Genomic DNA, 22,877 nt, shown 5'->3' on the forward strand with positions numbered 1-22,877 from the left:
TCCCTTCCGGTGATACCGGTTCTCGGGTGTGGAGCGGGCCGGCCGGATGGTGCGGGCCTGTCACCCGACGAGGGGAAATGCGGTGCGAGTCGGGTCCGGCCGGTCGACCGGGTCCACGGATACTGGTCGTCCCCGTTCCCCGAAGAAGGAGTTCCCACGTGCCGTCCCCGCTACGTCCCTACCAGTTCGCCGCCGCAACCGCCGTCGTGACCGGTGCCGCGAGTGGCCTGGGGGAGGAGATGGCCTACGAACTCGCCGGCCGCGGCAGCAACCTCGTCCTGCTCGACCGCGACGCACCGCGCCTGGCGGCCGTGGCCGCCAGGATCTGTGCCCGCCATCCGCGGCTGCTGGTCGACTGCCTGACCGTCGACCTCGCCGACGCCGACGCCGTCGACGCCGCGGCGACCCGCGTGCTGGCCGAGCATCCTGGGGTGTCCCTGCTGGTCAACAACGCCGGCGTCGCGCTCGGCGGCGGCTTCGAACACCTCACGCTGGAGGAGTTCGACTGGGTGATGGACATCAACTTCCGCGCGCCCGTGCGGCTCACCCGCCTGCTGCTGCCGGCCCTGCTCGCCAGCCCCGGCAGCCACATCGTCAACGTCTCAAGCCTGTTCGGGCTGATCGGACCCCCCGGCCAGACGGCCTACTCGGCGAGCAAGTTCGCCGTGCGCGGCTTCACCGACGCGCTGCGCCACGAGCTGGCCGGCCGCGTCGGCGTCACGGCGGTGTTCCCCGGTGGGGTGCGCACCCGCCTCGCCGAGACGGCCCGGGTGGCGCGGGCCGTGCCGAGCCACGAGGCGGAGGCGGGCCGCCGCGAGTTCGCGAAGATGCTCAGCTACCCGGCGGACGCCGCCGCCCGGGAGATCCTCGCCGCGGTCGAGGCCCGCCGAGGCCGCGTGGTCATCACCCGCCAGGCCAGGACGATCGACGCCGTCGCCCGCCTCTTCCCGGCGTCCCACATGTCGATCCTCGGCTACGTCCTCACCCGCGCCGCCCGCCTGACCGTCTCCGCCCGCCCCGCCCCCGCCAGCCCCGCCAGTCCCACCCCCGAAGGTGCCGGTCCCACCGTCCCGGTCCCCACCGTCCCCATCCCTGGCGGTCCCGTCCCCACCATCCCCGCCGCCGGCAGCCCTGCCGCTGGCAGCCCCGTCACCGGCAGCGAGGCCACCACCGGCTGACNGGTGGTCCGCACGGGGGACGACGGCTGGGTCGTGGATCGATGGTGAACGCGTGGCGCTCGGCAGGCCGCCGCCGTCAGGCCTGCCGGACCAGTTCCAGGACCGCCGTGAGGTCCCCGACCTCGGCGACGAGCGACGCCCCTGCCGGCCGTTGCCGGTGCGTGCGGTTCATCCAGACGGCGGGAATGCCGAGCGCGTTGGCGCCGGCCACGTCGCAGGCCAGGGAATCGCCGACGTGCCAGACCTCGCCCGGAGCGAGGCTGTGCTGGCCGGGTCCGTGCTGGCCGGGTCCGTNCTGGCCGGGTGCCAGGTGGTCGAGGGCGAGCCGGAACGGTTCCGGTCGCGGTTTGTACTCGCTTGTGACGATCGCGTCCACTCGGAGCCCGTGGGCGTCGAGTGCGGCGTCGAGATCGACACGGTCGATGTCGGAGACAAGGCAGACCGGCAGTTCGATCTCGGCCAGGAAGGCGGCGGNGCCGGGCAGGAGCGCCGGCCGACGCCAGTAGTCGAACAGCCGCCGGCTGAGCGACTCCTCGTCGGCGTCCGAGCCGAAATGCCGGATCGTCTCCCGCAGTGACCGGCGTTCCAGCTCCCGCTGGGTGGCGAACGCGGGGCCCGCCGCGGCGGCGCACAACCGGGCGAAGGCGTCCGACCAGTACCGGCCGATCGTCGCCGGATCGCGCACTCTGGCCGTCGCGGTCTGCTCGATGCTGCGGCAGACCGCGGCCACCACGTCGTCGTCCTCGGCGACGACGGTGCCGTAGAAGTCGAGCAGGATCGCGCGCGGCCGGCTTATCCGTCTTCCCCCGGAAGGAATGGTGGGTGGTGCTGATCAGTGGTAGGTCGTGCACCACCTCCGCCAGCCAGTGTCCGCCGCCGACCGCCGCGGCAACAGCCGGACAGGCCGCCGCGGGCCGGGCGGGTCAGCCGGTGGGGACGAGGAGCTGGGTCGTCGCCAGGTCGCGGTAGAGCGGGTCGGTCTCCAGCAGTTGCGCGTGGCTGCCGAGGGCGCGTACCCGGCCCGCCTCCATGACGATGATCTGCCGGGCGCCGACGACGGTGGACAGCCGGTGGGCGACGACCAGCACCGTCGTCGTGCTCGCCGCGGCGGCGATGGTGTCGCGCAGCGCGAGCTCGTTGCCGGCGTCGAGCGCCGAGGTCGCCTCGTCGAGCAGCAGCAGCCGGGGCCGGCGCAGCAGGGCGCGGGCGATGGCGATGCGCTGGCGTTCACCGCCGGACAGGGTGCTGCCGCGGTGGCCGATCCAGCCGTCGAGCCCGCCGGGCAGCGCCGCCACGAACAGCTCCAGCCGGGCCAGGCGCAGNGCCTCGTGCAGGTCCTCGTCGTCGACGCCGGTCAGGCCGAGCGTGAGGTTCTCGCGCAGGGAACCGGCGAGCACCGGAGCCTCCTGCTCGACGTAGCCGATCGAGCGGCGCAGCTGTGCCAGCGGNCAGTCCCGCACGTCGCGGCCGTCGACGAGGATCCGCCCGGCGGTGGCGTCGTAGAACCGTTCGAGCAGCAGGAAGATGCTCGACTTGCCGGCGCCCGACGGGCCGACGATGGCGGTCATCCCGCCGGGCGGGACGGTGAACGACACCCCCCGGTGCACCGGCGGGAGGTCCTGCCGGTAGGCGAACTCGACGTTGTCGAAGGCCACCGTCGCGCTGGCGGCCCGGCGGTTCGGCCCGGTGTTCGTGGCGGACGCGGCGCGCCTGGTCAGCGCGGCGCGGCGGACGACGACGGGCCCGCGCCTGAACATGGGGCCGCTGGTGGCGGGATCGCGGTGGCCGCCGTTGGCGCGTCGGCCGGCGGTGGTGCGTCGGCCGCCGTTGGTGCCTCGGCCGCCGTTGGTGCCTCGGCCGGCGGTGGTGCGTCGGTCGAGGGAGCTGCGTCCCCGGGCCGCGGTGGGTTCGGCATCCAGACGCAGCACCGCCTGGATGCGTTCCGCGGCCGCCCCGCCCGCCCTGAACTGACCCCAGGCGCCGACCAGGGTGGTCACCGGCTGGGTCAGGAAGAACATGTAGAGCAGGAACGCGATCAGGTCGGCGATCGGCAGGTCCCCGGCGGCGACCCGGGCGCCGCCGACGCCGAGCACTCCCAGGAACGACGCCTGCATGAGCATGCCGGCGCTCGCCCCGGTGCCCGCCTGCCAGGCGGCGACGCGCAGNCCCCGGCGGAACGCCGTCTGCGCCGCGTCGGCGAGCAGGCCGATCTCGTGGTCCTCCGCTCCGGAGGCCTTCACCGTGCGCAGGGCACCGAGGTCGCGGTCGAGNAGGGTGGCCATGTAGCCGACGGCGGCCTGCGCCTGCCCGGTGGCCTTCCCGATCCGCGACGCCGACCAGCGCACGCTGGCACTCATCAGCACGACCGACGACAGCGTGACGCCGAGCAGGACCACGTCGATGAGGGCCATCATCACCAGCGCCCCGACCAGGGCGATGGTCGCCGTGCAGCTCGTCACCAGGGCCTGGGTCGTGACCTGGCGCAGCAGCGTGGTGTCGCCGACGAGCCGCGACATCAGATCACCGGGCTTGATCTCGTCGGTCGCGGACAGCCGCAGTCGCAGGATGCGTTCCACCAGGCGGATGCGGACGGTCCGCACGAGGGTCTCGCCGACCGACTCGATGAGGAAGAATCCGCCGGCGGACACCGCCGTGCCGAGCAGGACCGCGACGGTCAGGACGCCGAGCAGCCGCCCGACCGGCTGGTCGGCGGTGAGCCGGGCCAGGATGTGCTGGGCGATGATCGGCTGGGCCAGCGACATCGACGTGCCGAGCAGGGTGAGCACCCCGCCGGCGAGCAGGACGCGGCGCGAGCCCGCGGTGAAGCGGAGCACGAACCGCCCGGCCGGCAGCGGCTGGCGGCGCGCCGCGGCGGCGCGGCGGGCGCGGCTCATCCGACCGGGCTGCGCGCCGCGGCGAGGCGCTGCAGGTGCTCGGCGGCGGCCGCGGCCCCGCCCGCCGCCTGGAACGAGGCACCGACGCGGGCCGCGGCCGACCGGTAGCGGGGATCGTCGAGGACCTCGCGGACGGCCGACGCCACGATCGTCGGCGTGGCCCGGGCGAAGCGCAGCCGGATGCCAGCACCCGCGTCCACCACCTGCTGGGCGATGACCGGCTGGTCGTCCCGGATCGGCGCGACGACCAGCGGCACGCCGTGCCCGAGCGCCTCGCAGACCGTGTTGTGCCCGCCGTGGCAGACGACCGCCGCCGCTCGCGGCAGCAGGTCGACCAGCGGCAGGAACCGCGCGGCGATGCCGCCGTCCGGCAGGGCGGCCGGGTCGACGGCGCCCAGCGGGTCGGCGATGACGGCCTGCACGCCGTCGCCGAGCGTGCGCAGCGCCGCCGCGCACGTTCGCAGGAACTCCCCGCTCACCTGGCCGTTGACCGTCCCGAAGCTGGTCACCACGAGCCGGCGTCCCGGATCGAGCCGCCCCCACGGGAATGCCTCGGCCGCCGCCGAGCCACCCGGTTGCGGCCGACCCGGTTGCGGCCGACCCGGTTGCGGCCCACCCGGGCCGCTGCCGAGGGGAGCTGGACGTGGCGGTGGCAGCGACGGGCCGACCCAGGCGGTCGGCGGCCCGTCCGGGCCGATGAGCGAGTCGCCGCCGGGCGGCCCGGCCAGCGCCTGCGTGGTGAACGCGACGACGAGATGAGGGGACAGCCGCAGCGTGCCCGGCGTCGGCGATCCGCCGGCCGCGGCCGGGTCGGCCCGCACCGGGCTGGCGGTGGGGGCTGCGTCGGCGAGCCGGGTCGGGGTGGCGAGCCGGGTCGGGGTGGCTGTGCGGGTGATGAGCCCGTCGAGCAGGTCGTCGAACCACCGCTGGACCTTCGGGGTGGCGGCGAAGGTGTCCCGCAGCGGGCCCGACGTCGTCGCCGACGTCGCCCACGGCCGGCCCAGCCGCGCCGCCGCGAGCGGCCCGGCCAGCGCCTGCATGTCGCAGACCAGCACGTCCGCGGCCGACCGGACGGCCGCCTCGACGACCGCCGGATAGGTCGCCTCGGCCAGCGGGACGAGGAACTCCTCCCACAGGAAGCGGACCCCGGCGTAGCCGCGCAGCTCGGCGCCGCGGATGTCGACGTCGACCGGTCCCGCCAGGCAGGGGTGAATCTCGGCGCCCGATCCGGCCAGCCGCCGCACGATCGACTCCTCGCCCGACCAGACCACCCGGTGGCCGCGGTCGCGCAGCCGGTCGGCCACGGCGACCAGCGGGGTGATGTGCCCGGCCAGCGGNGGCACCACGAACAGGAAGGTGCTCACGCCCCCTCACCGGAGGGGACGCCCACCGCCTGGTGCCGGTGCACCCAGTCGATCGTCAGGTCGCGGACGCGCCGGTGCGACTCGACGAGCACCGAATGGTCCTGATCCGGCACGATCACCGTGTGGCAGTCGGGAAGAACGCTCTGTAACAGATAGGGGTCCTCCGCCTGGAAGCCGTCGCTGCCCAGGATGCTCAGCACCGGCTGCTGGATGCGGGCCAGGTCCTCCAGGTCGAGCAGCGGGCCCTGCGGGATCTCGTCGGCCATCGACGTCTCCTGCAGGCGCCGGTAGGCCAGCCGGGACAGCCGGACGTAGTGGGAGCCGAAGGTCTTCTGCAACCAGGCGTAGGTGTCCTCGCGGCCGAGGTCGCGCCGGGTGTTCTCCAGCATCAGCCCCACCCGGTCGGCCCATGGCTGCGTCGGCGGCTCGGCCTCGATCGTGACGATGCTCGCCACCCGGTCCGGGTGGGCGGCCGCGAAGGCATAGGCGATCGTGCCGCCGAAGCTGTTGCCCACCAGGTGCACCGGCTCGTCGATGCCCAGGGCTGCCAGNAGGCCGGCGAGATCGGCGACGAAGTCACCGACGGTGTAGCCCCGCGCGGGCCGGCCGCTGTTGCCGTGCCCGCGCAGGTCGTAGAACACCGCGTCGATGCCGGCGGCTGCCAGTGGGGCGGCCATCGTCAGGTAGAAGCTGGCCAGGCTGTCGGTGCCCAGGCCGTGCACGCAGACCAGCGTCGGCGCCGCGCCCGCGGGCCGGGCCGGGTCGCCGAGGTCGGTGCTGGTGGCGGCGGGGGCGGGGGCGACACCGGGGCCGGGCGCTGCGAGCTCGCCCCGCTGCTGGCGGCGTTTGCCCCGTTCGTGGAGGTAGTGGAGGTCGTTGCCGTTGACGTCGATGATCGGCACGGTCAGTCCACGCCTGCCGGGGCGCCCAGCCGGGAGCGGACGAACGCCACGATGTCGCCCACGGTGAGCGCGATGACCTCGGTGAGATCCTTCTCGGCAAGGAACTCGGCGAGACTGACGTTCTCGCCGTACCGCTCGGCGAGCATGCCGCCGAGCGTGACCAGGTCGATGCTCTCCATCTCCAGGTCGTCGTGGAAGGCCGTGGTCATCTCGACGCGCACGTCGCCCAGGCCGTATTTCTCCAGGATGCGGGCGATCATCGCGCCGATCTCGGCGAGCAGCGTGCCGGACAGCTCGTCATCGTGCGTCATGGTGCGATTCCTCTCGACTGGGGGTGCCTGTCGTCCAGGCGACCACGTACCGGTGCCGCGTCCCCGCGGTGGCGTGCCCCTGCTGCGCGGCGGGCGCGTCGATCTCGGCGTAGCCCACGGCGTACCGCTGCGGCGGCGGCGCGCCAGGACCGCCGTCACCGCCGTCCGGGTCGGCGCCGACCGCGACGATCAGCGTGCCGTCGGGGCCCGTGGCCACGACCCGGGCAACGGCGTGACCGCCGGCCCGGCTCGCGGCCTGCCGGGCGGCGGCGAACCGGGCCCGCCAGCGGGCCGCCGCCTGGTCGCCTTCTGCCCGGCACTCTCCGCGCAGCCGGCGCAGCAGCTGTCTCTCCGCGGTGTCCGCGGGGTCCGCGACGGCCGGCCCGGCCGGGGGATGGGGCGTAGCCGGAAGGGCGGGGTCGGCCGGGTCGATCCTGGCGAGCGCGATGCCGACGCCACCGCCGCGTCCCTCGCGCGCGGGGCGGGCGAGGGCCACGGCCAGTCCGGCGTCGTGGGCGACCGACAACGCGAAGGGCGCCAGCGCGCCGCCGTGAGCCCCCGTCACCGTCGTGCTGGCCACCACGTCAGCGGTCCCACCGGCGCCGGTTCCACCGGGGCCGGTCGCACCGGGGCCGATCACCGCGTCGGTGACGTGCAGCTCGGCGGGGAACAGGGGGCCGTGGCCCGCCGCCCACAGCCGGGTGCGCACGGCGTCCTTCGCCGCGATCCGGCGCAGCAGCCAGGCGCGCCGCGCCGGCGGCGGGGTCGCGTCGTGCACCGCCCGCTCGGCGGCGCCGGTGACGCTGCCCAGGACCAGCTCCCGCGTCGCCAGATCGGGCCACTGTTCGGTGACGCGCACCCAGCCGCCGGGCTGCGCCAGTGCGAACGGGTGCCGGTCCGGATGGCGGAACGCCTCGTCGAGCGCCGGATCGAGGCCGAAGCGGCGGTCCACCCAGCCCTCGACCTCGGCCCAGACCTCGGTGCCGTCGACGAGCTGCAGGTGGGCGTGGACCCACTGGTCGTCCATCCAGGTCACCCACGCCTGGCAGGTCACCGGGGTGCCCGGCGCCGGCTCCGGTCCGTACAGCCGCACCCCGCCGATGCGCACCGGGAACAGCACCAGCCCGTCGCGGGCCTGGGTGCGGATCCAGTAGCCGAGCAGCTGGCCGGCGGCGTCGAGCAGCGAGCCGGGTGCGCGGGTGCCGGTGAGCACCGCGCGCACGCCGTGGGCGCTGTGGCCGAGCAGGGCCGTCACGCCCTGGAACGCCGGGCCGTGGAACATCCACCGTTCGCGGTAGAAGTCCCGCGCGTTGATGATCGGCGGCTGCTCGGCGGCCGGGTCGACCGGCCAGCGCGCCGGCCGGGACGCCGGATAGCGATCGGCGACGACGACCTGGGCGCTGGCGTAGCCGGCGAACGTGACCTGCAGCCGGTCGGGCCCCGCCGGCGCGATCCTGACCGCCACCTCCCGGGTGGGGGTGGCGGGCAACCAGGCGTCGAAGCGGGCGTCGGCGACGCCGACGGCGATCAGCCCCGACGCCCGCTCGGCGGCGTCCATCATCAGCCGGACGGTCGTCGTCGCCGCCACCACCGGGCGTCGGTCGGCGTCGTCGGGCCAGCCGGGGCGCTGCGCGTGCAGTGCGTGGTCGAGCAGGTGGGGCATCGCCTCCAGGGAGACTCGAAGGATCGCCTCCCAGCCGGCGCCGCTGCGCGTCGGAGTGCTCAGCGCGGGTTCGGTCGGCCGCGGTGGCGCGGCGAAGGCGCTGGCCAGCACGGACGCGGCGGTCTCGGCGGTGTCGTCGAGCAGGGCCATGAGCTCGCCGGCCAGGGGATCGCGGGCGGCCCACGCGGCCAGCGGGCTCGCCGACCGGGCCGGCTCCAGCCTGGGCAGCGCCGACGGGTCGAGGTGGACCGACGCCGCCCCCAGATCGAGGCGGACCAGCGGGCCACCGCGGCGACCCGTCGCCCCCGCACCGCCCGCGCCGCCCGCGCCGCCCGCGCCGCCCGCGGGGGTCTCGGGGGTCGCGTCGACCGCGGGAGTCGCCGGGACAGCCGCACCGCCGGCGGGAAGGGGAGCAGGCGGCGCCGTACCGACGCCCGGGGAGTCCAGGGCGGCGAAATCGGGGTCGCCGTGCTCCACCCACAGGGCGACGGCGAGCCGGCGCAGCTGCCCGAGCCCGTCGCGTTCGGAGCTGTTCGCCGCGATCGTCAGGTGCGGTGTCGACTCCAGGGTGGCGTCGACGAGCCCCCCGAGTCGTCCGGGCCCGACCTGCACGAACACCCCGACGCCGGCGGCGGCCATCGCCTCGACGACCTGCCGGAACAGCACCGGTTCGAGCAGGTGCCGGACGAACAGCTCGCGGATCGCGTCGGTGTCGTCCGGATACGGCGAGGCGGTCGTGGCCGACCACAGCTCGATCTGGGGCGCCCGGCGGATCCGCATCCGCTGGGTGCGTTCCCGCAGTCCGGCGAGGTAGGGCCGCAGCATCGGGGTGTGAAAGCCGGAGCGGAACGGCAGGATCTGCACGACGACGTTGCGTCGGCGCAGCCCGCGGGCGAGCTCGGCGATCCGCGCCGGCGGTCCGCACACCACCGTCTGCGTCGGGGCGTTGTCGTGGGAGAGCACGACTCCGGGATGGTCGGCGATCGCGGCCAGGGCGTCGTCGTGCGAGCAGCTCAGCGACGCGTAGTCCACCTCGGGCACGGCACCGTCGTACGGGTCGGCGCCGAAGATGTCGGCGTCGACCTCCGCCTCGTCGAACAGGCCCGCGGCGAACATCGCGCTCCACTCGCCGATGCTGTGCCCGGCCACGGCGTCGGGCTCGACGCGCAGCCGGCGCAGCGTCCGGTCGAGCACGCGACTGGTGGCCAGCACGCTGGTGCCGTGCGTGCCCAGGCCGTCGGCGGACAGCCGCGGCGGCGCGAACCCGAAATGCGCGCACACGTCGTCGAGCCGCGGGGCGAACTCGGCCTCCAACCCCGGGAAGACGAACGCCACCCGCGCCGGCTTCGGGCCGGCGAGCAGGCCGGACGCGCTGTACCAGACCTCGCTGCGACCCCGCCAGGCGTCCCAGGCCCCGGTGCGGGCCCCGCCGGCGGCGTGCCGGGCGGCGGCGAGCCGGCGCGGGGTGGGATGGACCAGGCCGAGGCGGGCGCCGGGACCCGAGTACGCGGGCGTGCCGCCGGCCGTCGCGCGCAGGGTCGCGTCGTCGGCGTCGAGCTGGCCGGCGAGCTCGCGCGGCGTCGCCGCGGCGAAGCGGAGGACGATGTCGGCCTCGCGGACCGTCGCCGTCGCGCTTGCCGTTGCCGTTGCCGTCACCGTTGCGGCCCCGGCGGGTGCGGCGGACTGGCCCGCGGAGGCCGGGTCCCGCCGCGCCCCCGGCGAGTCGGCCCCCGCGGGGGATCCGGGTGCCCCGGCCCCGGCGCGCGGGGCGGTGGGGGGCGGTGCCTCCTCCAGCAGCACGTGGGCGTTCGTCCCGCCGAACCCGAAGGCGTTCACCCCGGCGCGCCGCGGCCCGGCGCTCTCCCACGGCGCGGCCGTCAGCAGCGGGCGAAACCGCGTCCGGGTCAGCGCCGGATGCGGATCCTCGCAGTTGACCGCCGGCAGCAGGACGCGGTTGTGCAGGGCCAGCGCGGCCTTCACCAGCCCGGCGACACCGGCCGCCGCCATCGCGTGCCCGATCATCGACTTGACCGAGCCGAGCACGCCGATGTCGTCCCGGTCGCTGCCGAAGACCTGGACCAGGGTCGCGAGTTCCGCGGCGTCCCCCGCCGGCGTCGCGGTGCCGTGCGCCTCGATCATGCCGACCGAGTGCCGGGCGCGTGGATCGAGTCCGGCCGCGGCCCAGGCCCGTTCGACGGCGAGGGCCTGCCCGGCCGGCTCCGGATTCACCAGGCCGCCGCCGCGCCCGTCGCTGGACGTCCCGGTGCCGCGGATCACCGCGTACACCCGGTCGCCGGCGCGCTGGGCGTCGTCGAGGCGCTTGAGCACGACGACGCCGGTGCCCTCGCCGATGAGGATGCCGTCCGCGGCGCGGTCGAACGGCCGGCTCTGCTGGCNCGCCGACAGCGCCCCGAGCTGCGCGAAGGTGCTCCACAGGGTGATGTCGTGGCAGTGGTGGACGCCGCCGGCGAGCACCGCGTCGCAGCGCCCGGCGGCGAGCTCGGCGACCGCGCTGTCCACGGCGATCAGCGACGAGGCACAGGCCGCGTCCACCNTGTACGCGGGGCCGCGCAGGTCGAGCCGGTTCGCGATCCGGGACGCGGCCAGGTTCGGCACCATCCCGATCGCGCCGTCCGGGCGCTGCGGGCCGAGTTGGTCGGTGAAGGCCGCCCGGATCCGGTCGAGCTCGCCCGCGCCCAGGGCGGGCAGCAGCGTGCCGAGGGTGGACACGAGCTGGTGGGCGGTGCGCAGCCGCTGGTCGAGGCGGGCCAGGCCGGCGCCGAGGTAGCCGCCGCGGCCAAGGATGACGCCGACGCGGGCCGGGTCGCCGAGCCGGGCGGCGCCGCCGGCGTCGTCGATCGCGCTCGCGGCGACCTGCAGCGCGAGAAGCTGGTCGGGTTCGATGCCGGCGACGTCGGCGGGCGGGATGCCGAAACGCAGCGGGTCGGCGTAGGCGTACTCGTCGACGAACCCGCCGCGGCGGCAGTAGATCCGCTCCGCGTGGTGGTCGTCGGCGCCGGCCGGGTCGTAGAAGCGGGGATCCCAGCGGTGCGGCGGCGCCTCGCTGATCGACTCGATCCCGCCCAGCAGGTTCTGCCAGTAGGCGGCGAGGTCCGGTGCACCCGGCAGCAGCACCGCCATGCCGACGACGGCGATCGGTGGCTGGCGCCAGCCACCGGCGGCGGGGCCGGGCGGCGCGACGGCCCGGGACGGGCGCGCCGGTAAGGAGGGCGGGGCCGGCGAGGGCGTCATCGTGGTCGGACTCCTTGGACCGGGAGGGACGGGCGGGGACGGGGCCGCGGCGGCCGGTTACCAGTCCGATGCCGTGTAGACGACCGCGGGGGCGTCGCGGGGCCCCCAGGCGAGCTCGCGCAGCAGGCACAGGTGACCGGCGTCGGGGTCGATGAGATCCACCCCGCGGCGCGCGAACTCCGCCTCGAGCCCGGGGTCGACCATCCCCGGATGCGCGGCCGACGGCGCCCACGGACCCCAGTGCACGGTGATCGTCCGGGTGTCCCGGTGGCGGGCCCAGGCGGCCCCGAGGGTCTCCAGCGCGTCGTTCGCGGCGGCGTAGTCCCCCTGACCGCGGTTGCCCAGGACGCCCGCGATGCTGCCGAAGAAGGCCAGGAACCGGGGCGCGACGGGCAGTTCGGCGAGCGCGGCCAGCAGGGTCCGGGCCCCGGCGACCTTGGTGTCGAACACCCGCCGGAACGACTGCGGATCCTTGTCCGCNACGAGGGCGTCCTCGATGACCCCGGCCGAGTAGACGACGCCGTCGAGGCGGCCGTGGCGGGCGAAGACCTGCTTGACCGCCTGCTGGACGGCGTCGGCGTCCAGGACGTCGAGCTGGCGGTACCGGGCCTGGCCACCGCGCGCCTCGACGTCGGCGAGGGTCGCGGCGATCTCCCGCCCGGCGAGGACGGCGGCGACCGCGCGGCGCGCCTCCCCGGGCGTGCGGTGCCCGAGCTCGCGTACCGCCTGGATCAGACCGGCGCGGTCGACGATCCCGGCGGTGCGGGGATGCTCCGCGGCCGGCGGGGCGGTGCGCCCGGCGAGTTCGAGCCGGCAGCGCGCGGCGCCCGCGAGCAGCGTCGTGAACCCTGCGGTGATGCCCCGGGCCCCGCCGACGAGCAGGATGACGGCGTCGCGGTCGAGGCCGAGCGCCGCAGCCTCCGCCGCGCCGTCGGCGGCGGGCCCGGCGCCCGCGGCGGCCAGCGGTCCCGGCGGCACCGCCGTGAGCCGCTCTCCGAGCCGGACGCCGCCGCGGTGGACGACGACCGCCCCGGACCCGGTGGACCGGCCGAGCTCGGCGACCAGGACGTCCGCCGCCGCGCGGGCGGCGTCGAGCTCGACGAGCCGCACCAGCCGATCCGGATATTCCCTGGCCAGCGTCCGGAACAGCCCACGCAGGCCGGCGGCGCGCTCGGTGGGCAGCGCCCGCCCCGACCCGGCGGGACTGGTCGCGTCGGTCGCGTCGGTTGGGTCGGTTGGGTCGGCGGCGAGTGAGCTGACGGCGAGCACCCAGCGGGGCCCGGCGCGCAGCACGGCCTGGATCGCCGCGAAGGTCTCGGGCAGCTCCGGCTCGCCCTCGGCGCGACCCCAGCCGCACAGGTAGACCACCCCGTCGACTCGCTGCGGCGCAGCCGTGGCCAACGCGGAAGCGGTGCGCATGGTGACCGTAGCTCCGAGGTCCGCCAGCCGGGTGACCACCGCGTCGGCGACGTGGTGCGCNGTCACGTCACCGAACACCGTCCACTCGGTGCCGGTGAGGTCGACCGAGGCGGCGAGCAGCGGCGCGGGGACGGTCGTGAGCACGAACCGGGTCGGCGCCCGCCCACCAGCGCGCCCGCCGGGCTCGCCTGGCCCGGAGCCGACGGCCGGTGCGACCGTCCCCGTAGCCACCGCGGGCGCCATGGCGGTCGGGGACGCCGGAGGCGCGCCGGATGCTGGGGACGCGGTGGTTGCTGGGGACGCGGTGGTTGCTGGGGCCGCGGTGGTTGCTGAGGGCACGGCGGGTGCGCCGGGGCCAGGTGCTGCGGCCCGTTCGGTGAGCCAGGTGATGATGGCGCGGACGGTGCGTAGTCGGCTCAGTTCCTCGACGGCGCGGGGGCCGTGTGTGTCGGTGAGGTGGAGTCGTTGGGTGAGCTGGCCGGCGATCTCGGTGCGTTTGATGGAGTTGACCGACAGGTCGGTTTCGAGGTCCAGGTCGGGTTCGATCATCTCGGTGGGGTAGCCGGTGCTGCCCGCGAGGAGATCCAGCACGACCGCGCCGAGGTCGACCGCCGCGGCACCGCCACCGTTGCCGACCTCCCCGCCGACCCCGCCGGTCTCCACGCCGACCCCGCTGTTCCCCGCGCCGACCCCGCCGTCTCCGGCGCCGGATCCGCCGTCTGCCGTGGCGAGTCGGCCGTCTGCCGTGGCGAGTGGGCCGTCTGCCGTGGCGGGTCGGCCGTCACCGCCGCCGGGCCGGCCGGTCCCTGCCGGGGCGATGGCCGCCGCCGGGCCCAGCAGCGGCGCCGTCGTCCCCACCGCGGCGAGGGCCGACGGCACCGCTGGGCCGGCTCCGGCCGGGGGGGTGGCCGGGGTGCCCAGGTAGGACAGCAGGACGTCGCGCTGAGCGGCAAGCATGTCTCGTGCGGTCGTGAGGAAGTGGCCGACCAGTGCCTCCCGGGTCGGCGCACCCGCGTCCCGTCCCGCGCCAATCTCCTGCCCGCCCAGTCCCGGCTGTGGCTGGTTGAGTGTCCCCGGCTGTGCGAAGGCTGCCGCCTGGACGAACGCCCCCGGCTGCGCCGGCGCGGCGGGCAGGCCGCCGCCAGAGGGCTGGGCGAGCGTTGTGGGCTGTCCGGACAGCGACGTCCGGGCCGGTGCGAGGGGGACCCGTCGGGCCGGTGTGAGTCCGCCCGGCAGCGGCTCGCCGTCGGCCGTCAACACCGCTCGGCCGGTCACGCTCCATCGCGGGCGGGCGGGCGGCCGGCTGCCCCGCAGGTCGGCGGCGTCGCGTCCCTCGACCAGCCAGTCCGGGCGCAACGCGACCCCGGCGACAGCGAGCTCCGCCACCGCGTCGAGGAAACCGCGCAGGCCACCGCGGCGCCCGTCGCAGGCGACCGCGACGTGCGGGCGCTCGCCGAGGATCTCGTCGACGAGCCCGGTCAGCACCCGACCTGGACCCGCCTCGACGAACACGCGCGCCCCGGCGGCGTACATCGCCTCGATCTCGTCGACGAACCGGACGGGCGCGCCCACCTGCGCCGCGAGCTCCGCCCGCACCCTCGCGCCGCCGTCCAGGTCCGTGCCGCCGTTCGGGTCTGTGCTGCCGTGCGGGTCTGTGTCGCCGTTCGGGTCTGTGCTGCTGTTCGGGTCGGTGCCGCCGTTCGGGGCCACGGCGGCGTGCCGGTCCGCGTGCCCGTCCGTGTCTGCGTCCGTGTCTGCGGGTGTGCCGGTCGCCGAGTTCCCGTCGGCCTCGACCGCGGGCGGCTCGGTGCCGCCCTGCGGGTCGGCGACGGGGTAGAGGGAGGCGGTGNGGTTCGCCCACACGGGCAGGCGCGGCGCCGTCACCCGGGTTCGGGCGAGGACCTCGGCGAACCGGTCACCGGCCGCGGCGACCAGGGGACTGTGGAACGCGCACGCCACCGGCAGCCGCACGGCACCCAACCCGGCCGTGCGCAGCAGTTCGACGGCTCGCTCAATGCCGGCGGTCGCCCCGGAGATCACCGACTGTCCGGGGGAGTTGTGGTTGGCCACGACCACCTGGGCGGCGAGCCCGGCGTCCGCGAGCACTGCCTCGATCTCGGCCGCGCCGGCACGCACCGCCGCCATCGCCCCCGGATCACTCACGTGCCCGGCTGCCTCCGAGCCCTCGCCGCTGTCCGCCGTCTCCACCGCAGCCATGATCGACTGGGCGCGGGCGGCGCTGAGCTCCNGCAGCGTCTGCGGGTCGAAGGCACCGGCGGCGGCCAGCGCCACCAGCTCTCCGTAGCTGTGCCCGGCGAGCAGGTCCGGTTGCACACCGAGCCGGGTCAGCAGGTGGTGGACGGCGAGCCCGGTGATCCCGAGCGCCGGCTGAGCGACCCGGGTATCGCGCAGCCGCGTCTCGGCGTCCGCGCCCGCGTCGCCTCTCTGCGCGTCGCCTCCTCGCGCGGCGGGGCCCGCGTCGCCTCCCACCGTGGTGACGAACGCGGACGGCGGGTGCAGCAGGTCCGCCCAGGCGTCGCCGGCCCGCAGGTAGTCCTGGAGCTCGGGGAAGGCGACGAACAGATCGGCGAGCATTCCCGGCCGCTGGCTGCCCTGCCCCGGGAAGAGCACCGCCACCCGTCCCGGCGCCGATCCGCCCAGCCCATCGGAGCTGCCCTGCGTGGGCGCGGCCGCGGCACCCTCGCCCGGGGCGAGGAACAGGCCGCGGCCGGGGCGCGCGTCCGGGGCCGCCGTCCGGGCCAGCAGGTCGGCGAGATGGTCGAGGTCGTCGGCGACGAGGGCGAAACGCACCGGCCCACGGCGCTCCGCCGCCATCCGCGCCGCGGTGGCCGCGAAGTCCCGCAGCGCCCAGGGCCGACCGGCCTCGTCGTTCGCCGCGACCAGGCGACGCAGCTCCTCGACGGTCTCCCCGGCGGCGTCGAGGTCGGTTCCACGGATCAGCAACAGCTCGGCGGGCCAGCGGTCCAGCGCGTGCCGGGCCCCGGCCGTCGCCGGATGGCCGGCTATCACGGCGTGGTAGTTCGCCCCGCCGAACCCGAAGGCGCTCACCGCCGCGACCCGCCGCGCCGGCGGGACCGGCCACGGGCGGGCGGTGGCCGAGAACGAGAACGGGCTGGTCGACGCGTCCCAGGCCGGGTTCGGCTCGCGCACCCCCAGGGTCGGCGGGCGGACGCCGTGATGCAGCGCCAGCGCCACCTTCACCAGCCCGGCGAGGCCCGCGGCCGTCTTGGTGTGGCCGATCTGCGACTTCACCGAGCCGAGCGTGCAGGCCCCCGGCGCCGCGCCCGCCGCCGTGAACACGTCGGTGAGCGCGCCGAGCTCGGTACGGTCCCCGACGACGGTGCCGGTGCCGTGCGCCTCCACGAGGCCGACGTCGGCGGGGGAGACCCCGGCGGCGCGGTAGGCGCGTTCCAGCGCCACGCGCTGCCCGTCGGCCCGCGGCGCGGTCAGGCCGAGCGAGCGCCCGTCGCTGGCCGCGCCGAGCCCCTTGACCACCGCGTACACCCGGTCGCCGTCGCGCTCGGCGTCGGCGAGCCGCTTGAGCACGACGCAGGCGACACCCTCGCCGAGCGCGGTGCCGTCCGCGGAGGCATCGAACGGCCGTGGTGCGCCCGTGGCGGACAGCGCGCCCACCGAGGAGAACATCAGGTAGTCGAGGATGCCGTTGTGCAGGTCCGCGCCGCCGCAGAGCATCACGTCGGCGGTGGCGAACCGCAGCTCCTTGCAGGCCAGGTCCAACGCGGTCAGCGACGAGGCGCAGGCCGCGTCGACGACGTAGGCGGGGCCGCCGAGGTCGAGGCGGTTCGAGACCCGGTTGGCGATGATGTTGCCGAGGATGCCGGTGAACGTCTCCTCGGTCACCCTGGGCAGCTGGTCGTCCAGTTCGGCCGGCACCCGGCCGTAGTAGGCCGGCAGCAGCCCGCGCAGGGTGATGGCCGCGGACAGGTCGCTGTTGGTCTCGGTGCCGAACACGACGCCGGCGCGGGCGCGGTCGAAGCCCCCGGGGTCCAGGCCGGCGTCCTCGAGCGCGCACCGGGCGGTCTCCAGGGCGAGGAGCTGGACCGGTTCGATGCTGGTCAACGCGGACGGGGGGATGCCGTAGCGGAGCGGGTCGAACGGGATCCGTGGCAGGAACCCGCCCACCTTCGACCGGGTCCGTTCGCCGCTGGGGCGCGACTGACCGCCGTCGCCGGCGTCGAAGTAGATCTCTGGATCCCACCGGTCGGCCGGTACCGGGCCGATCGCGCTCGCCCCGGCGACGATGTTCGACCAGTAGCTCGCCAGGTCGGGCGCGTCCGGGAAGACGCAGGCCATTCCCACGATCNCGATGTCCATCGGACCGGGGGAGGCGGCCGTGGACAGGTTGGCCGAGGGTACGGCGGCCGAGGGTAGGGCGGCCGAGGGCAGGGCGGCCGTGGACGCTGCGGCGTCGGCCATGCGGATGCCGGTCAGCCGGCGGACTCGGCCCGCCTGGTCGGCGAGGAACCGGCGGGCCCGGATGGTGACGTCGTCGTGCAGGTCGGCGATGGTGGTCGCGGTCGCGCGCAGCACGGCGACCTGGCCGGCCATGAACAGGCCCTCGGCCCGCTGGCGTTCGGCGTCGACGCGCAGCAGCTCGTCGCCGCGGCGCTCCAGGCCCTTGCTCGCCAGGCGTAACCGTCCGACGTTGAACTGTTCGAGCCGCTCCCACGCCTCGTGGTCGGCGACGCCGTCGGCGCGTAACTGCGCGCGCAGCTCGTCGAACCGGTCGACGAACGGGCTGGTCACGCAGCGGGTGAGGTGGCCCGGCGCGGTGGCCAGCAGCGCCGTGGCGCGGGCCCGCAGCGCCTGGCGCTGGAACTCCGCGCCGATGGCGCCGTCGCGGACCGCCTCGCCGGTGAACAGGTAGGCGGTCCCCATCAGCAGGCCGACCTCGACGCCGCGGGCGGCCAGCGGCCCGGCCAGCGCGGCGACCATCGCCGCGGACCGGGCGTCGTGGATGCCGCCGGCGAACAACACCTGGACAGGGGCCCGCGAACCCACCGAACCGCCTCCGGCACCGGGCCCCCCGGCACCGGGCCCCCCGTCGTCAAGGTGGTCGAGCAGGACCCCGACCTGGGCTTCCCACAACGGGAAGCTGCCACGGGGGCCGACGTGCCCGCCGCACTCGGCCCCCTCGAACACGAACCGGCGCGCCCCCGCGGCCAGGTACTGGCGCAGCAGGGTGGGGGAGGGGACGTGCAGGAAGGTGGGGATCCCGAGCTGTTCGAGTTCCTCGGCCTGGCCCGGCCGTCCCCCGGCGATGATGACGCACGACGGCCGGATCTCCCGGACGGCGGCGAGCTGGGCGGCCCGGAGGTCCTCGGCGACGAACCCGAGGACGCCGACCCCCCAGGGTCGCGCACCCAGCGCGTCGCGGGTCCTGGCGAGCAGCCGGCGGGCCTGCTCGCCGGTGGCCAGCGCCAACGCGAGGAACGGCAGCGCGCCGTCGCCCGCGACGCTGCGGGCGAACGCCGGCGAGTCGCTGACCCGGGTCATGGGCCCCTGCGCGACGGGGCGGGTGAGGCCCAGCGTGGTGCACAACGGCGAGTCGCCGGTGAGGATGGCCGCCGCGGCGGCGGCCTCCGCGCCGCCGGCGGTCGCGGCGATCGCGCGGCGCACCGCCCTGACGGCACGCGCCGCCGTGCCGTACCGCTCGGCGAACGCGCGGGCGAGGTAGCCGTCCTGGCCGACGGGGAGGAGCCGCCCCTCGCCGTGGCCGCCGAGCCGGTCCAGCACCCGCGCGGACGGCCAGGTCGCGGCGTCGCCGTGGGTGCGGCGGTCCGGCGCGGACTGCAGGACCCGATGGCCGGCGGCGACGATGGTCTCGGTGCCGTCCATCCGGCGCAGCAACGCGGCGGTCTCGGCGGGCACGTCGGACTCGGCGAGCAGGGCGAGCTGGCTGTCCAGCACGACGCCGGCGGCGCCGCCCACGACCGCCGCCGCCGCGGTGCGCACCCCGATCCCACCCCAGCACCACACCGGCAGGTCCCGGCCGTCACCGTCGAGCAACTGCTGGAGCAGGACGAACGCGCCGAGCTCACCGACCCGGCCGCCGGCCTCGTTGCCCCGGGCCACCAGCCCGTGCGCCCCCGCGTCCGTCGCCGCCCGGGCCTGCTCGACCGTGGTGACCTCGACGAGGCGCCGCGCGCCCGGCAGCGCGGCGAGCTCCGCCCGGCGCGGGCCGTCGCCGGGCGGCGGCGCCGGGAGCAGGACCAGACCGATGCGGTCGGCGAGGGCCGCGAGATCCGCCGGGGCGACCAGCCCCGGGTCCGCCAGCCGGATCCCGAACCGGCCGTCGACCAGACGCGCCGTGGTGCGCAGTGCGGCGAGCGCTGCGACCGGGTCCCGACCCAGGTCGAGCACGCCCCAGGCGCCGGCGTGGCACAGCGCCGCCACCAGCCGGGGATCGGGCTCGCCGAACGGGCTCACCCCGAGGACGAGATCGCGCCGGTGACGAGCCGCGGCGGACGCCGGAACCGGGGCCGGGGCCGAGAACGGGGCCGGAACCGGTGCCGGTCCCGGTGAGCTGCCCAACGCGGCGGCGGGAGGCTGCGCGCTTGCCTGCATGGACTCACTTCTCCAACGATGATCGGCCGCCGGGCGGACGGCCGCCGGGCGGACGGCTGGGTGACGGGCGGGACGGGCCGGGGCGGCGGGCGCGGGCCACGCCGCGACGGCGGTGCCCGCGGAAGGGCGTCAGGAGGCGGGGACGGCCGTGGCCCGGCGGTGCCGGACGAGCCAGCCCTCTGGGTCGGCGGCCTTCTCGGCGTACGCCGTCGCCGTCTGCGCCTGGGGCATTATCAGAAACCGGCCCTCGGCGACGCCTTCGATCGCACATCGGGCGACCACGTCGGCCTCCAGCACCGGGCCGGACGCCACCACCGCGCGGGCCGTCTCGTGACCGGCGTTCAGGGCGTCGACCAGCATGTCCGTGCGGACGCCGAGCGGGCACAGGACGCTGATCTGCACGCCGCGGCCGCCGTGGGTCAGCGCCAGNCATTCCGCGAGAGCGACCGCGGCGCCCTTCGTCACGGCATAGGGCGCGTCCCCGGGGATATTCAGCAGGCCGGCTGCGGACGCGGTGATGACAAACGCGCCGCTGTCCCTTTCCAGCATGCTCGGAAGCACAATGCGTGCGGCGTGGACGTGAGACATCACATTGATGCTCCAGGCGCGGGCCCACTGGCGCGCGGTGGCATCGACACCGGCGCCGGCCGCGATTCCTGCGTTGGAAAAGAACACATCGACGGAACCGAACATCTCGCGGGTTCGGCGGGCCAGCTCGTCGAGGTCCGCCGGTGACCCGACGTCGGCCCGGACGGCCTCGACCGCGGTGCCGTTCAGGCCCACACGCTGGGCTGTCGCTCGTGCGACGGTAAGATCGATGTCGGCGACGACGACGGCCCGGGCGCCGGCCCCCGCGGCCTGGTCGGCGAGCGCCGCGCCGATTCCGCGNCCGCCACCGGTGACGACGACAACCTTGTCCGCGAGCAGCATGGAAACCTCCCTGCCGATGATGACATCCCAATAAAAGGGCAGTCGGCGGTGCCGCGAGATGATATTCGGGTGAATTGATTCGCCGAGAGATGGCGAGCTCGCGGGTCCGGTCCTGCATGGTCCGGATTGCTGAATCCTGCCACTTGTTGATCTGAGTCAGCAGGAACACTAGGCAGTGCCCGAACTTCGTGCAAGTGCAGCGGAAGGGCGATTTCCACCAAGGAGCTACCCCGGGCATCCNCCTCCGGGGGGACTCGGGGCGCCAAACGAGCAGGTCGGACGGTGTGCGTGGATCGCGTCCGGTACGTCTGATCTGTCCGGTTTTCGGCAGTCAAAGATGACTTGTTCTTTACAGTCGGCGACGGGCGGGAGGGGGACAGGCGCGAACGCCTCCACCGCCGGGAGGCACCCGAGCTCTCGGCACCTCATGAGCACTGGTTCTGGAAGCCATATGAATCATCTGTTGGACTTCTGGCCGCCGTCCCGGAGATCCTGGAACCNCACAGATCGGCCCGGATCACAACCAGGCTCCCAGGAGCAGGCTCCCCACGNAGGAGGACACATGTCGGAGCGCGACAAGGCGTGGCAGCCCGAGGACCTCACCCGGCTGTTCGTCGAGCGAGTCAACGCCCGCGACGCCGAGGGCATCGCGGCGCTCTACGAGCCGGACGCGGTGATGGCCTACCCGCCGGGCAGCGTGACGGTCGGCCGCGAGGCCATCCACGCCTTCTGGGCGAAGGTCCTGCCGCAACTGCCGCCGTTCGAGCAGGAGGCGCCCTTGCCGACCCTGGCCAGCGGCGACATCGCCCTGACCTCGACCCCGCCGAAGGACGGCGCGGGCGCCCGCGCCCAGGTCGTGCGCCGCCAGCCGGACGGCTCCTGGCTGCGCCTGATCGACCAGCCGGAGTTCACCACCCCGCCTGCCTGACCCCTCACCCGTCCGCGCCCACCCAGGTGCGTCCGGCTGACCGCGTCCGCCCTGCCCGCCCGCCTCATGGCGCGGGCGGCTCATGGCGCGGGCGGCTCGCCGGTCAGCCGGCGAGGGCCGCGGCGAGCGTGTCGAGCTGGCCGAACGCCCGGGCGAACCCGACGGGGTCGGTGTAGTCGCGGGACTCGATGATCCGCCCGGCGCGCACCCGCAGCACGAAGACGCATGCGACGTCGAAGTCGCGGGCGTGCGCGCGGCCGACGTAGTGGAACTCGCCGATGACGACCTCCGGGTCTGCGGTGGCGTGCACGGTCCGCTCGACCGCGGCGAAGGTCTCGATCCCGTCGGCCTCCGTCGTCGCCCCGCCGAAGTGTCGGCGCAGGTCGTCGCGGGTGCGCAGCGGCTCGGTCGGGAACGGGGCGAACGGATGGCGGACGTCGGTGGGCTCGGCGTACAGCGCGATGAGTGGTTCGAGCTGGGAGCGGTCGCCCAGCACGAGCCGCGGCACCGCGTCGGCGAGCGCGTGGAAGACCTCGGCGGGGGTGGGCGCAGGGGCAGGGGCTGGCGTAGGGGCAGGGGTGGGCGTAGGGGTGGGGGTGGAAGTCATCCCAGGCCTCCGGGCGACGTAAGCGAAGTGACGACTTCGCATCCTAGCCGAAGTGGCGACTTCGTTTACACCCCTTGGCGGCGGGGGTGATACGACGGTCGGGGGGCTGTCGTCGTCGGTGAGGGAGGGTCAGCGGATGNGGGTGGACGCCCGGCTGAACCGTGAGCGCATCCTCGCCGCCGCCGAGGAGGTGTTCGGCGAGCTCGGCGCGCAGGCGTCGACGGAGGAGGTGGCCCGTCGGGCCGGGGTGGGCGTCGCCACGGTGTTCCGCCACTTCCCGACCAAGACCGACCTCGTCGAGGCGACGCTGGTCCGGCATTTCGACGACCTCGTCGCGCACGCCCGCACGCTCGCGGCCGCGCCCGCACCGGGTCCGGCGCTGGGCGATCTGGTCACCGCGATGGTCGAGCGGGGCGCGACGAAGGTGACGCTGGCGAACCTGCTCGGTGCCACCGATCAGGTCCCCTCGGGCGCGGCGGACGCGGCTCNGCGGCTGCGCGACGCCGTCGACGCCGTGCTGCGTCGCGCGCAGGACGCGGGGGTGGCTCGTCTGGACGTCTCCGTCGACGAGCTCTACTTCCTGGTTCGGGGCCTGACCCAGGCGGCGGCAGCGATGCCCGTGCCCACCGCGGTCAGCCGCGGGGCGGTCGCGGTCGTTCTGGACGGTCTCGCCGCGCGTCGGTGACGGTCCGGGCCCGGTTGTGATCCTGGGCCCGGTCACCGTTCGTCGCGTTGCGTGGTGTTCCGTTGTGATGTGGCGCGTTGTGCTCGCGATGTTCGTGTGTCGATGGTCGACGGTCACTGGTGCGGCGTGCGGCGT

Annotated in this window: 11 protein-coding genes and 14 pseudogenes; 3 read left to right on the forward strand and 22 right to left on the reverse strand. The window is 75.6% G+C overall.

The genetic code is table 11. The features are described from left to right. Window positions 1-158 precede the first annotated feature (158 nt). Entirely contained in the window at window positions 159-1,178 is a 1,020-nt protein-coding gene (locus UK94_RS13170) for an SDR family oxidoreductase (protein ID WP_011604053.1), read from the forward strand. 76 nt (window positions 1,179-1,254) lie between these two features. Here the strand turns inward: UK94_RS13170 and UK94_RS50375 are convergent. The 21 genes and pseudogenes from UK94_RS50375 to UK94_RS50465 all read right to left on the reverse strand — a co-directional run. Next, on the reverse strand, window positions 1,255-1,472 hold a 218-nt coding region (locus UK94_RS50375), incomplete at its 5' end, for an HAD hydrolase-like protein (RefSeq protein WP_235487717.1). 1 nt (window position 1,473) lies between these two features. After that, window positions 1,474-1,554: pseudogene (locus tag UK94_RS73700) on the reverse strand (hypothetical protein); the annotation flags it as partial. Window positions 1,555-2,101: 547 nt separating this feature from the next. Next, a partial coding sequence (locus UK94_RS50380; protein ID WP_235487719.1) for an ABC transporter ATP-binding protein occupies window positions 2,102-2,500 on the reverse strand: 399 nt, incomplete at its 5' end. 1 nt (window position 2,501) lies between these two features. Next, window positions 2,502-2,626 (reverse strand): annotated as a pseudogene (locus tag UK94_RS50385) (hypothetical protein); the annotation flags it as partial. 1 nt (window position 2,627) lies between these two features. Continuing rightward, window positions 2,628-3,343, reverse strand: a pseudogene (locus tag UK94_RS50390) (ABC transporter ATP-binding protein); the annotation flags it as partial. Window position 3,344: 1 nt separating this feature from the next. Then, window positions 3,345-3,448, reverse strand: a pseudogene (locus UK94_RS50395) (hypothetical protein); the annotation flags it as partial. 1 nt (window position 3,449) lies between these two features. Continuing rightward, window positions 3,450-4,072, reverse strand: a pseudogene (locus UK94_RS50400) (ABC transporter transmembrane domain-containing protein); the annotation flags it as partial. After that, on the reverse strand, window positions 4,069-5,409 hold a 1,341-nt coding region (locus UK94_RS73705; protein WP_268761326.1), incomplete at its 5' end, for a glycosyltransferase. The gene UK94_RS73705 and the pseudogene UK94_RS50400, both read right to left, overlap by 4 nt. A 23-nt stretch (window positions 5,410-5,432) precedes the next feature. Then, the coding region (locus UK94_RS50415) for an alpha/beta fold hydrolase (protein ID WP_235487721.1) at window positions 5,433-5,987 on the reverse strand (555 nt) is incomplete at its 5' end. A 1-nt stretch (window position 5,988) separates the two neighbouring features. Further along, window positions 5,989-6,338 (reverse strand): annotated as a pseudogene (locus tag UK94_RS50420) (alpha/beta fold hydrolase); the annotation flags it as partial. A 2-nt stretch (window positions 6,339-6,340) separates the two neighbouring features. Beyond that, entirely contained in the window at window positions 6,341-6,649 is a 309-nt protein-coding gene (locus UK94_RS13195) for a phosphopantetheine-binding protein (RefSeq protein ID WP_011604058.1), read from the reverse strand. After that, a partial coding sequence (locus UK94_RS13200; protein WP_235487723.1) for a type I polyketide synthase occupies window positions 6,636-10,708 on the reverse strand: 4,073 nt, incomplete at its 5' end. The genes UK94_RS13200 and UK94_RS13195, both read right to left, overlap by 14 nt. A 1-nt stretch (window position 10,709) precedes the next feature. After that, window positions 10,710-10,866, reverse strand: a pseudogene (locus UK94_RS50425) (beta-ketoacyl synthase N-terminal-like domain-containing protein); the annotation flags it as partial. A 1-nt stretch (window position 10,867) separates the two neighbouring features. Next, a pseudogene (locus UK94_RS50430) lies at window positions 10,868-11,564 on the reverse strand (beta-ketoacyl synthase N-terminal-like domain-containing protein); the annotation flags it as partial. Between the two features lie 57 nt (window positions 11,565-11,621). Further along, the coding region (locus UK94_RS50435; protein WP_235487725.1) for a KR domain-containing protein at window positions 11,622-12,044 on the reverse strand (423 nt) is incomplete at its 5' end. A 1-nt stretch (window position 12,045) separates the two neighbouring features. Continuing rightward, window positions 12,046-12,983 (reverse strand): annotated as a pseudogene (locus UK94_RS50440) (SDR family NAD(P)-dependent oxidoreductase); the annotation flags it as partial. 1,850 nt (window positions 12,984-14,833) lie between these two features. Further along, window positions 14,834-15,200 (reverse strand): annotated as a pseudogene (locus UK94_RS50445) (acyltransferase domain-containing protein); the annotation flags it as partial. A gap of 32 nt (window positions 15,201-15,232) precedes the next feature. Continuing rightward, a pseudogene (locus UK94_RS50450) lies at window positions 15,233-17,324 on the reverse strand (beta-ketoacyl synthase N-terminal-like domain-containing protein); the annotation flags it as partial. Window positions 17,325-17,329: 5 nt separating this feature from the next. Next, a pseudogene (locus UK94_RS50455) lies at window positions 17,330-19,592 on the reverse strand (nitronate monooxygenase); the annotation flags it as partial. Window positions 19,593-19,721: 129 nt separating this feature from the next. Beyond that, window positions 19,722-20,021, reverse strand: a pseudogene (locus tag UK94_RS50460) (dehydrogenase); the annotation flags it as partial. 1 nt (window position 20,022) lies between these two features. Further along, a pseudogene (locus UK94_RS50465) lies at window positions 20,023-20,480 on the reverse strand (SDR family NAD(P)-dependent oxidoreductase); the annotation flags it as partial. Between the two features lie 604 nt (window positions 20,481-21,084). Between UK94_RS50465 and UK94_RS13215 the strand changes: the two are divergent. Then, complete coding sequence (locus UK94_RS13215) at window positions 21,085-21,450, forward strand: nuclear transport factor 2 family protein (protein WP_011604063.1); 366 nt, start codon at window positions 21,085-21,087, stop codon at window positions 21,448-21,450. Window positions 21,451-21,553: 103 nt separating this feature from the next. On the opposite strand, the gene UK94_RS13220 is transcribed toward UK94_RS13215, so the two are convergent. After that, window positions 21,554-22,057 (reverse strand): nuclear transport factor 2 family protein, encoded by a 504-nt coding sequence (locus tag UK94_RS13220; protein WP_095212711.1) that lies wholly within the window; start codon window positions 22,055-22,057, stop codon window positions 21,554-21,556. A 142-nt stretch (window positions 22,058-22,199) separates the two neighbouring features. Here UK94_RS13220 and UK94_RS50470 point away from each other — a divergent pair. Continuing rightward, window positions 22,200-22,545, forward strand: a 346-nt coding sequence (locus UK94_RS50470) for a helix-turn-helix domain-containing protein (protein WP_268761327.1), incomplete at its 3' end; no start/stop codon positions are given. Window positions 22,546-22,877 lie beyond the last annotated feature (332 nt).

It is taken from the genome of Frankia sp. AvcI1, assembly GCF_001420875.1.
In the GTDB taxonomy this organism is placed as follows: Bacteria; Actinomycetota; Actinomycetes; order Frankiales; family Frankiaceae; genus Frankia; species Frankia alni.

Bases quoted from the DNA above. Each gene is read 5' to 3' on its own strand.
- UK94_RS13220 (WP_095212711.1), bottom strand. From the start codon at position 22,057: ATGACTTCCACCCCCACCCCTACGCCCACCCCTGCCCCTACGCCAGCC.
- UK94_RS13195 (WP_011604058.1), bottom strand. From the start codon at position 6,649: ATGACGCACGATGACGAGCTGTCCGGCACGCTGCTCGCCGAGATCGGC.
- UK94_RS13215 (WP_011604063.1), top strand. From the start codon at position 21,085: ATGTCGGAGCGCGACAAGGCGTGGCAGCCCGAGGACCTCACCCGGCTG.